Annotated in this window: 10 protein-coding genes, 8 tRNA genes, 1 rRNA gene and 1 pseudogene; 1 reads left to right on the top strand and 19 read right to left on the bottom strand. The window is 35.1% G+C overall.

Going from position 1 to position 15,148, the window contains the following annotated elements; translation table 11 throughout:
* Nucleotides 1–2 precede the first annotated feature (2 nt).
* From recO to MKX45_RS01585, 4 genes are all read right to left on the bottom strand, one after another.
* Nucleotides 3–758: a DNA repair protein RecO gene (gene recO, locus MKX45_RS01600; RefSeq protein WP_015425615.1), complete on the bottom strand. Its 756-nt coding sequence runs from the start codon at nt 756–758 to the stop codon at nt 3–5.
* A gap of 98 nt (nt 759–856) precedes the next feature.
* Entirely contained in the window at nt 857–2,032 is a 1,176-nt protein-coding gene (locus MKX45_RS01595) for a pyridoxal phosphate-dependent aminotransferase (RefSeq protein WP_128267421.1), read from the bottom strand.
* Between the two features lie 150 nt (nt 2,033–2,182).
* Nucleotides 2,183–2,255 (bottom strand) — tRNA-Lys (locus tag MKX45_RS01590).
* A 241-nt stretch (nt 2,256–2,496) separates the two neighbouring features.
* Nucleotides 2,497–3,018, bottom strand: a complete 522-nt coding sequence (locus MKX45_RS01585) for a GNAT family N-acetyltransferase (protein ID WP_057719883.1) — start codon at nt 3,016–3,018, stop codon at nt 2,497–2,499.
* A gap of 209 nt (nt 3,019–3,227) precedes the next feature.
* Between MKX45_RS01585 and MKX45_RS01580 the strand changes: the two genes are divergently transcribed.
* Complete coding sequence (locus tag MKX45_RS01580) at nt 3,228–4,850, top strand: SulP family inorganic anion transporter (protein ID WP_128267420.1); 1,623 nt, start codon at nt 3,228–3,230, stop codon at nt 4,848–4,850.
* An 80-nt stretch (nt 4,851–4,930) separates the two neighbouring features.
* On the opposite strand, the gene MKX45_RS01575 is transcribed toward MKX45_RS01580, so the two are convergent.
* From MKX45_RS01575 to ftsH, 15 genes and pseudogenes are all read right to left on the bottom strand, one after another.
* Nucleotides 4,931–5,173, bottom strand: coding sequence for a TM2 domain-containing protein (locus MKX45_RS01575; RefSeq protein WP_012896919.1), 243 nt, complete (start codon nt 5,171–5,173; stop codon nt 4,931–4,933).
* Between the two features lie 60 nt (nt 5,174–5,233).
* A complete protein-coding gene (locus tag MKX45_RS01570) occupies nt 5,234–5,698 on the bottom strand; it encodes a GNAT family N-acetyltransferase (protein WP_057719887.1) in 465 nt (154 codons plus the stop codon).
* A gap of 617 nt (nt 5,699–6,315) precedes the next feature.
* Nucleotides 6,316–7,473, bottom strand: coding sequence for a mannitol-1-phosphate 5-dehydrogenase (locus tag MKX45_RS01560; RefSeq protein WP_128267419.1), 1,158 nt, complete (start codon nt 7,471–7,473; stop codon nt 6,316–6,318).
* 137 nt (nt 7,474–7,610) lie between these two features.
* On the bottom strand, nt 7,611–8,042 hold the full coding sequence (locus MKX45_RS01555) for a PTS sugar transporter subunit IIA (protein ID WP_003132182.1): 432 nt from the start codon (nt 8,040–8,042) through the stop codon (nt 7,611–7,613).
* A 47-nt stretch (nt 8,043–8,089) separates the two neighbouring features.
* A pseudogene (locus tag MKX45_RS01550) lies at nt 8,090–10,028 on the bottom strand (BglG family transcription antiterminator).
* 59 nt (nt 10,029–10,087) lie between these two features.
* Complete coding sequence (locus MKX45_RS01545; protein WP_139008572.1) at nt 10,088–11,911, bottom strand: PTS transporter subunit EIIC; 1,824 nt, start codon at nt 11,909–11,911, stop codon at nt 10,088–10,090.
* A 149-nt stretch (nt 11,912–12,060) separates the two neighbouring features.
* Nucleotides 12,061–12,134: transfer RNA gene (locus MKX45_RS01540), tRNA-Asn, on the bottom strand.
* Nucleotides 12,135–12,140: 6 nt separating this feature from the next.
* Nucleotides 12,141–12,256 (bottom strand): 5S ribosomal RNA (gene rrf, locus MKX45_RS01535).
* A gap of 2 nt (nt 12,257–12,258) precedes the next feature.
* Nucleotides 12,259–12,332, bottom strand: a tRNA-Ile gene (locus tag MKX45_RS01530).
* Nucleotides 12,333–12,346: 14 nt separating this feature from the next.
* Nucleotides 12,347–12,417, bottom strand: a tRNA-Gly gene (locus MKX45_RS01525).
* Nucleotides 12,418–12,428: 11 nt separating this feature from the next.
* Nucleotides 12,429–12,501, bottom strand: a tRNA-Phe gene (locus tag MKX45_RS01520).
* Nucleotides 12,502–12,505: 4 nt separating this feature from the next.
* Nucleotides 12,506–12,579, bottom strand: a tRNA-Met gene (locus tag MKX45_RS01515).
* A 10-nt stretch (nt 12,580–12,589) separates the two neighbouring features.
* Nucleotides 12,590–12,679 (bottom strand) — tRNA-Ser (locus tag MKX45_RS01510).
* 5 nt (nt 12,680–12,684) lie between these two features.
* Nucleotides 12,685–12,756 (bottom strand) — tRNA-Glu (locus MKX45_RS01505).
* A gap of 221 nt (nt 12,757–12,977) precedes the next feature.
* Nucleotides 12,978–15,065: an ATP-dependent zinc metalloprotease FtsH gene (gene ftsH, locus MKX45_RS01500; RefSeq protein WP_003132177.1), complete on the bottom strand. Its 2,088-nt coding sequence runs from the start codon at nt 15,063–15,065 to the stop codon at nt 12,978–12,980.
* Between the last annotated feature and the right edge of the window lie 83 nt (nt 15,066–15,148).

The raw sequence follows: 15,148 nt of genomic DNA, 5'->3' as shown, positions 1-15,148 counted from the left end.
ATTTATTTCATAATATCTGCCCAACCAGACATTCCGTCCAAGAATTTTTTGGATTTGAGATGAATTCCGACATATTCATCATAAAGCCCATCAATAAATTGACGAATTTTTAGTTTCATATCTGCTTTTATCGAGATTTTTTTGAGTTCATCTAAAGATATTTCTTGAAAAAGATTGACCAAATAAATCACATTTGGGTCAAGATGACTTCGTCGTAAATCTTCATCAAAATGTTGGGGACAAAGGCAGCCACTAAATTTATAAGAAAAATCAAAGGGGCCAACGTTTTTATGACAAAATGCACATTCTGAGAAGTTCAAAGAAATCCCAAAACGATGAAGAACTTGTAATTCAAAAATGTTAGTCACGACTTCCATATCAAATCCTTGATCTAAAAGCTCTAAACTTCGCTTTAGAAATCCATAAAGCCCTGGGTCGTATTGATTATCAGAAATGGCCGCATCAGCTAAACTTATGATATAAGAAGCATGAGCATTGATGAAAATATCTGAACTAATATTTTTATAAACGACCACTTCACTGACATCCTCGATAAAAGAAAATCCCCCGTCATTAATCGTTGCCGTCAATTTTCCATCAGTAAAAGCTTGTAAGGAACTAGCATAAGGGGATTTTCCAAAATTTTTGACAAAAAACATCCGTTTACCAAAAGACTCTGTAAAAATCTTGACCAATTTATCTTTTTCTTTGTAATTACGACTGTAAAGCACTAGACCTTGAGTTTCGGCATCACGCATGATTTTCTCCTTTCGATATTTTATTTCATTATATCAAAAAAATCACTGACAACTCTTCTAACTGTTATCAATGATTTTTAATTTTACTGACCGATTCCTCAGCCACGTTTTTTAGTCACATAATCCGTCAATCTTGCCATTGCTTGCTCAATCATATCCATTGAAGCCGCATAAGATAAGCGGACAAATCCTTCACCGTACTGACCAAAAGCGATACCAGGAATAATGGCAACTGCATTTTCTTTTGCAAAATCCACAGCAAATTTGAATGAATCTTGTTCTAAATCAACTGGAATTTTTGCAAAAATGTAGAAAGCTCCATCTGGTTCAATAATTTTAAAACCAAGGGCTGACATCTTTTCAATAATATAATCACGACGTTTAAGATATTCTTTTTTCATCGGAAGAGCATCATCAGCACCATTTTTCAAAGCTTCAATTGCTGCAAACTGTGACTGAGTTGAAGCTGAAGTCACCAAATATTGGTGAGTCTTAATAATCTGTGCCACTAATTCACGCGCTGCAAAGATTAATCCAATCCGCCAACCAGTCATCGCATGCGATTTTGATAAACCATTAAGTACGATTGTTTGCTCAGGTGCATATTCAGCAATTGACACATGCGGTTGGTCAGTATAATTTAGTTCAGAATAAACTTCATCAGCAATCACAAATACTTCATGCTTTTTCAAAACTTCAGCTAAAGCCTTAATTTGCCCCCGATTATAAGTTACCCCTGTAGGATTTGCTGGATAATTCAAAATAACGGCCTTAACTTTTCCCTCACGCTCGACAATCGCTTGTTCAAGCATCTCAGGCGTAAGAACAAAATCATTAGCTCTTGTATCAATTTCAACCAAAGAACCGCCAGCAAGCGTAATTAATGGCTCATAACCAGGATATGCAGGCGCGGGAATCAAAACTTCATCACCAGCAACTAAAATTGACAACAAAACACTAGAAATGGCTTCCGTTACTCCAACAGTAACTAAAATTTCATCTTCTGCTGCATAAGATAAACCATATTTTTTATTCATAAATTCACTAGCTGCCTGACGTAGTTCTAGTAAACCAGCCATTCCAGTATAATGACTTTGATTATTTTCAATCGCCGCAATCCCTGCTTGTTTAACATGCTCAGGCGTATAAAAATCAGGTTCTCCCAAAGTCAACTTAATAATATCAGGAATAGATGAAACCTGTTGGTCAAACTGACGAATCAATGAAATTTCAATTTTATCTAAATTAGGGTTAAATTTTTTTAATAAATCCATAAAACATCCTCTACTTACATCCTGTTCTACTGACAGAAATCTTTTGACAATATTATACACTATTTTCAGACTATTTACTTTACTGACAGATTTCTGTCAGTAAAAAAAGCACTCTAAACTTTTAAAAATTTAGAGTGCTTTTACTATTTATGGCTCGGCAGGGGCTCGAACCCTGGACCCATAGATTAAGAGTCTACTGCTCTACCAACTGAGCTACCGGGCCAACTTATAAAAAGTTGAATATTTTGTGACCACTTCTAGAATTCTAAAATTCTGTGGTAGTAATGATAAATTGCTTCGCAATTTTTCTATCCGCAACCTTGAAGCAGTGCTTCAAGCCAACTGAGCTACCGGGCCAACTTACTAGCTTATTATACCGATTTATAGACCAAAATGCAAGAATTTTTATTATTTAAGTCTTAAATATAGAGTTACTAACAAAGAGTTTTAAACAAAATTGTTACTTAGTTAAAGGCTTCTGAGTAGTGAATTACTCCTGATTTTCCTTCTAAGCCACCGTCAGTTAATTCTTTAATCATAAAGTTCTCATCAGGGACTTCAAAGGGTGCTTTGATTTGATATTGACTTGCTGGTACATAACCAAACTTAGGATAATAAGTTTCATGTCCTAAAATACTAATAAACGGATAAGCCAAAATTTTTGCTCTTTTTTCAAGTTCCAATAATACTGCTGCCCCAATTCCTTTACCTTGGTAAGTAGTTAAAACATCAAGGGGAGCTAAGACCAAACCTTTGAATTTTTGTGAGTCACTTACTATCTCTACCTCACTCAAAAGACCGTGACCAACGATTTTACCATCTTCAAAAGCAACAATTTCCAAATCTTTGATATAACCTTCTTCATTACGAATTTTATCAACAAGTTCAGCCTCATTACCATAACCATGTTCTGACTGACTAAAAGATTCACGAATAAGTTCAGTAACTTCTTTATAGTTTTCCAAATTTATTGTTTTAATTATCATTATCTTCCTCTCCTAATAAAATCTCTATCATTATTTTAGCAGTTATCCTTCAATTTTTCATTAGATATTAGTAATAAATTTATTTTCTGGTTTTTTAATTACAAGAAATTTACCTAATCTTGATTTCATTTCGATTCCGATAATTATTTGATATGATTACTCATCTCTGTTATCATAGAATATTGTGATAAAAAATTAAAGGAATTATTATGATTAAACAATTTTTAGGTATTATTAACTCAGAATTCAAAGACTACAACCGACGAAAATTCTTACAAGATTTGATGGCGGGAATTACTGTAGCCGCCGTTGCCCTCCCTCTAGCCCTTGCCTTCGGTGTATCAAGTGGTACAACAGCCGCAGCCGGACTTATAACAGCCATTGTTGCAGGTATAATTATTAGCTCACTTTCTGGAGCTTTCTATCAAATTTCTGGTCCAACAGGAGCAATGGCGGCTATTTTAATTTCACTCATTGGTAAATACGGAATGAATGGAATATTTATTGCTACTTTTATGGCAGGAATCTTTCTATTACTCGCTGGTATTTTCCGTTTAGGAAATTTAATTTCACTTATTCCCTCACCAGTAATAACAGGTTTTACTTCTGGTATTGCCATCATCATTGCCAGCGGACAAATTAAAAACTTTTTCGGAATAGAACATTTTACAGGTTCTTTTTTTGATTTAATGAAATTTATCTCTGGCTTACACATTGATTATCCTTCAACAATTATTGGACTTTTAACAATCTTATTAATGATTTTCTATCCTAAATCATGGGGTAAAAAATTCCCAGCTTCATTGTTGGCTATCCTTCTGTCAACTTTAGCAGTCCTTGCCCTAAAACTAGATATTCTTTTAGTAGGAAAAATTCCAACCACCCTTATTCCCCAAGCTCATCTACGTTTGACTGAATTGAATCTTCAAGACATGAAAACTCTACTTATCCCAGCCATAAGCATTACCGTACTTGGAATGACCGAAAGTCTCCTTTGTGGTGCCTCAGCAGGCCGTGCAACCAATCACCCAATGGACAATAACCAAGAACTCGTTGCTCAAGGAATCGGAAATATTTTCATTCCCTTTTTCGGAGGAATTCCAGCAACAGCCGCAATTGCTCGAACAAGTGTAGCTATAAAAGCAGGTGCTCAAACTCGCTTAACTGGTATTATTCACGCCCTTATTCTTCTCCTCTCCATGTTTCTATTTGCACCATTTATGACTCATATTCCACTAAGTGCCCTTGCTGGTGTTCTTATCATGACCGCCGTAAGAATGAACGAGTGGGAAGCCATTCGTTTCTTATTCAAAAATAAATTAAAAAGTGGAATCATCGAATTTTTTGTAACGATGATTATCACTGTTATTTTCGATTTAAGTACTGCAATATTAGCAGGAATCATTGTTGGTTTCTTACTCTTTATCGTAAAAATTTCCCAAATTGAGATTAATAGTTCACAAATTGAACCCGATCGAATCAGTCAAAATCATCATGAAGTATTTACTGATTGGACAGTTATTTATATCTCTGGCCCGCTTTTCTTTTTAAATAGTAGCAAGTTAAAACAAGCAATTGATGAACTTCCAGCAAATACTAATGTTGTTCTTTCTCTAAGAGGTGTACCGATGATTGACGTTACTTCTATAAAACTATTGATTGATATTTACAGTATTTTTCATAAGGAAGAACGCCAAATCGTCTTCGCCTCAATGAATCCTAAATTAAAAGAATCATTTAAGAGAACTGGACTTATTAGCATGGTTGGTGAAGAAGCCATTTACCCAAGTGTCAATGAATTCCTTTTAGATTTAGTTGATAAAAATAAATAAAAAATAGGCCAATAATTGGTCTATTTTTTATTTATAAACTTCTAAAAGAAATTTGAGAAATAACTCAAATAGATGAGCTTTTATCTAGAATATCCACCATTAATAAATGTAATATCTTCAGTATCGTTGTAAGTACTATAAGCCTTGACCAAGGCTACAATCCAATCGACAAAAGACCAAATGCCAAAAGTAGCCCAGTTGAATAATAATTTACAAATCCCCACTCCAATTTGTCCTCGCATAAAACGGTCAACCCCAAATCCCCCAAATAGAAAACTTCCTAACCAGACAAACAAATGTTTGTTAACTGTTTTCGTTGTCATAATAACAATATTCCTATCAGCTTTTTACGTGTCTCAGTGCCTGAACATTATTTTAAGTTGTTAAATAAAATCAACTTTATTCAACAACTTTTTTAAAGTAAAATTAACAAAATCTTGCCCTCGCAAGTGTACACAGTTCTTTTTTGTTTCTTTATAGCCCATTTTTTCAAAGAAGGGCTTAGCAGTAATAGATGAATTAACCATAAAACTAGTATAATTCGAGCTTTTTTCTAAATCATTTAGAAGTTTTTGCCCTACTCCCTGCCTTTGATAATCTGCACTGACATAAAATAAATCAATATATCCTTTATCATCAATGTTACCAAATCCTACTATCTGCTCATGATTAGAAATGACTCTGGCGTAGGTTTTGCCAAGATTATCATCAAATAACTTTGTGTCAACGTCAACCCAAGCTTTAATCTGTTCCAAAGTATAATCAGAAATATTTACTTCAAAAATAGTGTTTTTAAACAGATTAATAACTTCATCTAAATCTTTTGATTCATAATTTCTAATCAGCATAAATCTTTACTCCTTTTAGATTCATATCCTTTTACAAACAAAAAACCCATAGAAGTTAAACTATGGGCTTTCAAAATCGAAAGATAGTTTGAAGTACATATCTAGGTACAAACAAAGTTAGACTGACCTTTTATTATTCGTGTAAGGTCTACACATTTGAGGTATCTTTATTCTACAAAAATTATCCAACGAATAAATTAACAAAAATTGTTAATAAATGAATGCAAAAACAACTCTAAAACTCAAACGTAGCTCTATTTAAATATACAGTCTCATAGCTCCAGATTTATTATTGCTTCGTCTAATTTTTGATATACAAAAAAACACTGATTGAATGCCGTATGCTCTTCCGTGTATTGAACCCGCTAAAACGCCAGGTGGGTGTTCTCGCTTCGCATCAGCTTCCCCTACTTTCGTTCGAGGTATTACGCTACCGAATGTCTCATGAACCCCTATGCAATACAAATATAGTCGGTCAAAAAAATGAAAGAGCTCGCACATTCCAGTGCTTTTTCTATGATTCTATAATAACACTTTTTATCTTTTTTTTCAATAGAAAGCGGTTAAATTTTGAATCATAAATTGTATTAATAAAAAATCATCATCTCTCCCAAATTTTATTTTTTATAGTGATTAATAACCTTTTCGATTTCCAAAATCAACTTTTGATTGCTTATACCAGTCACTTCTTCAATGAGCATTGGGAGTTCTGTTATTTTTAGTTTTTCTTGGAGTTGAATGGCTTGAGCATCATTTTCATCATGGTAAGCAAAAATTTTTCCAACAATATCTAGATGATTTTGATAAGAAAGCTTACGATCGTTTAATTCTCTTATTGGACGAATAAAACGTTCATCATATCCTAATTTCCGGATAGGTGTTCTTGCCACGCGTGACACTTCATCAATAATTTCTGGATTAGAAAAGCGAGAAATGATTAGTTCATGATATTTAATTAACTCATCTTGCTTAAAATATTGAGCCCATTTTGATAAAAGTAAAGCGCGTGTTTCTTTTTGAACTGCTTTTAGGATATTCAAAATTTCTTCATCCTGTAAACCTTCTAATATTGTTTTATAACCTTTATATGCGCTAGAATAGGCAACTGCAGCATGTCCTGAGTTTACAGAAAAAAGTTTACGCTCAATAAATGGTTCGAGGTCAGTTGTATAATGAACTCCTTCAAGTTTGATTCCTTTATTTTTTAAATGACTTGCATCTATTACCCACTCACTAAAAGGTTCTACCTCAACATAGAGAACATCTTTATGTTTTTGAGCAGGAACAATACGGTCAACTGCAGCATTAGGAAAACCAATAAATTTAGAAAGATAAAGTTTATCAGATTCCGACAGATAATCGGACACTTTTTCTTCCAAAAATTCAGAGCCCCCTATCATATTCTCACAGGCAATAATATCTAACGGGCTCTGAACCTTTTCTTCCTTACGTTTCTGAAGTCCTTTTGCAATAAGCTCAGCAATATAAGGCAAGACATTAGGACCAATCGCTGTTGTTAGAATATCAGCTTTTGCAATTGCTTCAATGACTGCCTCAGGATTCTCACTATTGTTAATACCAGAGACAGCTTTTACAGAAATTTTTTCATGTTCACTACTTGCAATCCCAATTTCATAAGAATGTCGATTATTAAGTTCGTCAATTATAGACTTATTTGTGTCAACAAAGTGAATATCAAATCCATTTTTACTCAAAATTTCACCTATGAAACCACGTCCAATATTTCCTGCACCAAAATGTACTGCTTTTTTCATCTTACTTACTGCTCCTTTATTTAGAAAGTAAAAGTTCAAATAGAATCCTCTAAAATCCCTCTATATAAGCAATTGTAAGCTTTTACATTATGCTGGTAAATATAAAAAATGGCACTAAAAGCTGTGCCATTTTTTAATTAATTTTCAAAGTATTTTGCAATTTCTTCGATTGTCTGAGCATCAGCAAGTTTTACAACATTGTCAACGTCCGCACAAAAAATTGATATTTTTTGAATCAGCTCAAGATGCTCCTCTTTAATCCCCGCAATTCCAAATAGCATTGTTGCTATCTTAGGATTTTCTACTGTTCCAAAGTTTACACCACGAGGAACTTGAACAATGGCTACTCCTGTTTTTAAAACTTCTTTTTTTGATTCATCAGTTCCATGAGGAATTGCAATAAAGTTTCCCATATAGACTGACAATTCTCTATCTCGTTCAATCATTGCTGAGATATAGTTAGGTTTGACATAACCTCCATCAACCAACAAACTTCCACAATATTTTATGGCCTCTTCTTTATTTGAAAAGTTTTGATTAATTTTAATCAGACTTTTTTGAATTTCCATTTAAAAACTACCTTTCTTGGTTTACTAGGTTTACAACTTATGTAAACCTAGTCATCATAATGTTTAACAGCTTCGATAATTATCTCTCTTAGTAACTCACTTACAATTTCATAATTTCCGGAATCGTATATCCTAGTATAAAGCTTGTTTTCAATAATTGAACTTGAGATTTTACCTAATAAAAAGGAAACATACTCTGGAACTTCTGGAGGGGCTAATAACAATAGAACTCGTCCAATTTGAATAGATTGATGATCCATTGCTACTCCTTCAATTGGCTGACTTAAGTCAAAGATTTTAAAAATTGGGCTTGAGATTGATGGATGAACTGCGTGAAAGAGAGCAATTTTTGTTTCTGGAATTGCTAGATGTGTTTCTTTAAATCTTTCTTCCACCAAATGAACGAGTTCTCCACTATCCTCTGGGTTTACTCGCTGAATAATTTGTTTTACAGTATCATGTAATTCTGCCTTATTTTCAAGAGATAGGATTTCAAAAGATTTTAATATTTCATTGCCTATTGAAAATAAGTCATTGAGATTTAAAAAATTCTTTTCTTTTTCTGAATCAGAGGTAAGTGCTCGTGATTTTTGTTGAATCAACCTCAGCTGGTGACGAATATTTTCCAAATTCTTTTGATCTAGCATTGGATTGATGTAGAGGTAATCTAACTCTTTCTCTGTTGTAAAAATGACGTCATATTTTTCCTGAGTGATATGGATCGAACTTTGAATAAGTTCTATCTTTTTTAAGAAGGGAAAATTCTTTCTTAAATTACTCATGATAAATTCGCAAGAAATTCTTCCACGACTGCTGACAAGTGCCGCACTTAAAGGTAAAACTAGGTCACTGCGTTCAAGAGTCGCCACAAAGTGAAGACTTATAAAAGCAATTTCCATTTCTGAAAAATTCTTATCAAAGACCTCCCTTAATGATTCTTTGACTGTTTTATAAATTTCAAGATTATCTTTATTTATCTTTTTGATAAAATCATTTTCTTTTTTAGGAAAGAGGACTGGTAACATCTCTGATTCTTTGAGATGAGCATATAGTAAACCATATAAACGGTCATCTTTCCCAAATTCTATCTCAAGAATTGTTGAAACTTTATCAATGAGTTGGCGAATTTTATAAGAAAAATCGGTATCAAATTTTTCCATAAATAACAGCTCTCTTCCAAAGCCAAAATATAAAATATCATAAACTGATGCAAGATAAGTGATTTCAGAAACAACAAATTTTGTTACTGATAACTCTGTCAGTAACTTATTGACAAAGTTTAAGGCTTGCTTACTTGGTCTGCCCAAAGGTTCACTACCTACAGAATACCCCTTCATCCAAACGCAGCAAAACAACTAAGCAAAAAAGTTGCATTAAAACTTTGACTTTGTCAGTCATTTTTTCAGGTAAATCTATACGTTTAAAAGCCTCATTAACTTGCTTAAATTTATTTAAATCTATTATTCTTAAAATTTTATTGTTAGAAAGTTGATTAAGAAGTAGTTCCTGAATGCTTGCTGAATTATAAATCACTGCCACAAATACTGGACGAATATTTTCTTCTGCCCCTTTAAGTTTTAAGCCACGATCTCGGATTAGTACTAGTTCATTTTCAAACAGAGCTTGCTCAATTTGCTTCAAATCACTAGTTACTGTCGGTTGACTAATTCCAAAATAATCTGTTAGAGAAGCGATAGATGCTTTATTTTCAATTAATAAAAGCAACTCACCATACAAACGTTCACTTATTGAATAGTCTATTAATTCATGGGCTTGAGTAAGTTGATTGATGTCCCCTTTCAAAAAATATCCTTCATCAGTATTTTCCAAACTGAGATTTTCTGGTAAAGACTTTTGTAAGTTGTTTAAATCGCGATAAAGCGTTCTGCGACTTGTATCTGTAATTTCCATCATTTCTGCTATCGTAAGCTTTCCACGTTTCAAAAATGTCTGGATTAATTTTTGCTCACGACTTGTTAAAAACATAAAAATTCCTTTTTTAAAATTCTACTCATAACTAGACTGCCAATTAACAGCTAGTATTTTTATTTGTTCATCCGTTTCACCATATTGATGTATTCAGGAGTAGTAATTAATGACTCAACAAAAAGATGTTGAGCATTTGGAGCTTCGTTTTTTACACTTGTCGTAAATTCTTTTGTTGAAACAATCATGATATTTTTGGCATTAAATGCTCCTAAACCAATAAATTCAACATCAGAAATAGGAATTTTAACACCATGCATCTGGAATATTGCTTTTAATGTTTCTTTGCCCATTGTATTTGAACCAATATGTAAATCATCATGAGCAAAGACAACTTCATCAATTTGGTTCAAGTCTATCTCATTTTTACTGACAGGTCTGTCAGTAATTATTGTTTGATTTGTATCATTATCAGTAGTCAATAAACTACTGATAATTTCATCATAGCGAGGTGAATTGAGGAAATTAGCCACTGAGTATCTGATTGCTTCAGGAGCCATTATCGCAGCTCGTGGAGCAAGTTCATCTTGTGTCACAACAATTGTGTCAGAACCTGCTTTTAAGTTAGCTATAGCGACATTAGTAACATCTTGTAGCAAACCTGCTTTCTTAGCTTTATTCCTCAAAATAGAGGCTCCCATTGCTGATGAACCCATTCCTGCATCACAAGCAAAGATAATATGATTAATCGTAGAGAAATCGACTTGGTCAGTAATATTATTGCTGACAGAAACTTGTCCTTTACTGACAGCTTTATCTGCAGCTACACCTACTTTTGCATTCTCAAAAGCAGAATCATCAATCATTGATTTATCCCGTTTTAAAATAAAAGATGCAACTAGAAATGAAACAATTGCTGCCACAGCTATTCCTGACCAGACACATAAGACATTTACAAAACCACCCGCTGATTTAGCTGATGCCATTCCTGTGATTGCAATAATTGAACCAGGAGAAGCAGGAGCCGCAAGACCCGAGCCTAGTAAATTATTTGTCAAGGTTCCTGATACCCCACCTGCCATCACAGCAAAAAAGAGCGCAGGTTTCATCATGACATAAGGAAAATAGATTTCATGTATACCACCGACAAATTGAATCAAAATCGCACCGGGTGCCGTCGCTTTAGCTGAACCCTTACCAAAAAGCATAAAAGCAATCAGAATTCCAAGTCCTGGTCCAGGATTCGCTTCTAATAAAAATAGAAGTGATTTTCCATTTTCAGAAACTTGCTGAATTCCCAATGGCGATAAAATCCCTTGATTGATTGCATTATTTAAAAATAATATTTTTGCTGGCTCAATAAAAAGATTAGCAAGGGGAATCAAATGATTAGCAATTAAAAAGTCGACCCCATGTCCCATCACGTCGGTTAGCCAAGCTACAAGTGGACCAACCACTTTTACAGCAAAAAGTGCAAGTCCAAATCCAACTAAACCAGCTGAGAAATTATTAATTAACATTTCCAGACCTGCTTTAATATGCGGTTGAACATAGTCATCAAATTTTTTTATTACCCAAGCACCAAAAGGACCCAAAATCATTGCACCTAAAATCATAGGAACATTTCCTTTAGTGTTTAGACCTCCTAGAGAAAGACTAGCTGTGGCAATAATTGAACCGAAAGTCGCAATTGCACCAACCACTCCTCCACGATGTTCATAAATATTTTTTCCACCAGTGTAACCAATCATTAGGGGAATAAAAAAAGCAAGCATCGGACTAACCATTGCTGCAAATGTTTTATTAGGGGTAAAACCATCAGGAATGAAGAACATCGTCAACACCCCCCAGGCAATCAAAATAGGAATATTTGGCATTACCATATTTGATAATGCGGTACCAAGTTTTTGCACTCGTACTTTTAAGTTTACAGTATCAGTCATTTCAGACTCCTTTACATAGTAACTAGTATAATTATATTGTAACCGCTACCAACAAAGCTGTAAATAAAAACCTTGACACAAAAAGGCGTGCCAAGATTTATTGATGATATTTATAAAATAAAAAAAGTCACCCTTAGGTGACTTAGTTACTGCGGATGTCAGACTCGAACTGACGACATCATGATTAACAGTCATGCGCTACTACCAACTGAGCTAATCCGCAATGTAAACTTGGCATCGACTTTATCTCCCAGGGGGCAACCCCCAAGTACTTCCAGCGCAAAAGGACTTGACTTCTGTGTTCGACATGGGAACAGGTATATCTCCTATGCAATAAATACCAAATATGGGAATTCCAGGATTCGAACCTGGGACCCCTGCGTTATCAACACAGTGCTCTAACCAACTGAGCTAAACTCCCAAAATATTAAGTTAAGCGGATGACGAGAATCGAACTCGCGTAGCCAGCTTGGAAGGCTGGGGTTCTACCATTAAACTACATCCGCTAAATAAGGAATGGCGCGAGACGGAATCGAACCGCCGACACATGGAGCTTCAATCCATTGCTCTACCAACTGAGCTACCGAGCCAAAATTGCGGGAATAGGATTTGAACCTATGACCTTCGGGTTATGAGCCCGACGAGCTACCTAGCTGCTCCATCCCGCGATAATTAAAAAGGAGGATGTGGGATTCGAACCCACGCACGCTTTTACACGCCTGACGGTTTTCAAGACCGTTCCCTTCAGCCGGACTTGGGTAATCCTCCAGATATAGTCCGTACGGGATTCGAACCCGTGTTACCGCCGTGAAAAGGCGGTGTCTTAACCCCTTGACCAACGGACCATATATTGTTGTGCTGTCTCAAACAGTACTTTTCTATTATACACTTTTATATTTTTTTGTCAAGAATAAACTGTGTTATCTTTTCAAAATAATATTTTAGATGAATAATAAGAAAGTCAGTCGTCTCAAACGACAACTATTTAATTATATCAAAATATTATTTTTTGTCAAGAATAAACTAGACCACTTATTCTAAAACATAAAAAAAAAGAAAAACAGCCTTATTCGGCTGTTTCATCTTCTGATTTTTCTTTATTTTCTTCTGGTTTAGAATCTGTTTTTTCATCACCATTATAGATATTAATGTTTGAAAAATCATCAACATTCGCATTTGCATCTTTGAGAGATTCTTCAAATGTTTTTGGTTCTGGTACTTCTGCTGCCGCTGCTTCATCAGGCATTTTTCCTGTTTTGAAGAGTGACATGATTTGTTTCGCATCAAGTGTTTCATATTTAAGCAGAGCTTCCGCAATTGCTTTATGTTGCTCACGGTGTGTTTCAATTGCTTCTTTAGCACGGTCATAAGCTTCACCGAGAATACGACGCACTTCATCATCAATCATAACAGCAGTTGCTTCTGAGTAAGTCTTAGTTTGACCATAGTCGCGACCAATAAATACTTGATGGTCTCCTTCATAAGATACCATACCAAGTTTCTTAGACATCCCATATTCAGTTACCATTGAACGAGCAATGTGTGTTGCTTTTTCGATATCATTTGATGCCCCTGGAGTAGCTACACCAAAGACAATTTCTTCACCAAGTCGTCCACCCATAAGGCTGGCAAGTTGGTCTTGAAGATGGAAATTAGTTGGTTGCATGATTTCTTCATCTGGAAGAGCAAGCATGTAACCACCGATGCGTCCACGTGGAACAACGGTAACTTTACGAACAGTAGAGCCATTTTCAAGAACGAGTCCAACAATAGCGTGACCTGCTTCGTGGTAAGCCACGATTTCACGTTCGCGCATTGATTGAATACGATCTTTCTTAGCTGGACCAGCCATTGCACGGTCCATTCCTTCATCAATGTCAGCAGCATTGATTTCTTTTTTATTTTGACGTGCAGCAACAAGTGCAGCTTCATTCAAAACATTTTCCAAATCAGCTCCGACATAGCCTGGAGTTTGTGTAGCAACATTGTGCAAATCAACATCACTTGCTAAAGGTTTGTTTTTAGCATGAACTTTAAGAACGGCTTCACGACCTTTAACATCTGGAGCTCCGACCAAGACTTTACGGTCAAAACGACCTGGACGTAAAAGTGCTGGGTCAAGCACATCTGAACGGTTAGTTGCAGCAATAACGATTACTGAGTTGCCATCATCTTGGAAACCATCCATTTCAACGAGCAATTGGTTAAGGGTTTGTTCACGTTCATCGTTACCACCACCAAGACCTGCACCACGTTGACGACCAACAGCATCAATTTCATCAATAAAGATAATTGATGGTGCAGTTTTCTTAGCATTTTCAAATAAGTCACGGACACGTGAGGCACCGACACCGACAAACATTTCAACGAAATCAGAACCTGAGATACTATAGAAAGGAACTCCTGCTTCACCGGCAACAGCCTTAGCAAGCAATGTTTTACCTGTACCTGGAGGGCCTTCAAGAAGAACACCTGCTGGGATACGAGCTCCTAAATCATGATATTTTTTCGGATTTTTAAGGAAATCAACAACTTCTACAAGCTCTTGTTTTTCCTCTTCAGAACCGGCAACGTCAGCAAAACGAACTTTAGATGTTTTACCATCTTGTTGTTTAGCACGAGATTTACCGAAGGACATCGGATTTCCACCGCCGCCTCCGCCACGAGCGCCCATTCCGCCCATCATGAGCCAGAAGATACCAACAAATAGAAGCATTGGAATGATATATGAGAGAATTTGAACCCACATACCACTTGATGAAGCTTGAACAACACTAAGTTTTACATCATTACTTTTAGCTGCATTTTGGATATCCTTGACAACACTGTCAGTTGGAATAATATAAGCTTGGAAGTTTTTAACTTCACTACTAGAATTACCTAAAAGTGGGAAATTATTTGTTCCTTTTACTTTTACAGGTTCTTTATATTCACCTGTTACAGTAATTAAGCTATCAGAAGGTTGCATTGTGACGTTTTCAATCTTGTTACCGTCAAGTTTCGTCATCAATTGTGAATAGCTAATTTTATCCACGCTCGATTGATTACTACTGAAGAAGAAATTGAAACCGACAACAACAACAATAGCCAAGATTACCCACATCAAGATATTTTTTACAAAATTTCCTTGTTTTGGTTGTTTGTTGTTATTCATATTTTCCTTATCTTTTGTTTATTTATTATTAGAAAAGCCAAGAATTTACTTCTTAGTATCACTGGTAATAAAGGATACAGGCT

It is taken from the genome of Lactococcus sp. FSL W8-0209, assembly GCF_038006585.1.
GTDB lineage: Bacteria > Bacillota > Bacilli > Lactobacillales > Streptococcaceae > Lactococcus > Lactococcus lactis.
This window is presented reverse-complemented; position numbering and strand designations above follow the sequence as displayed.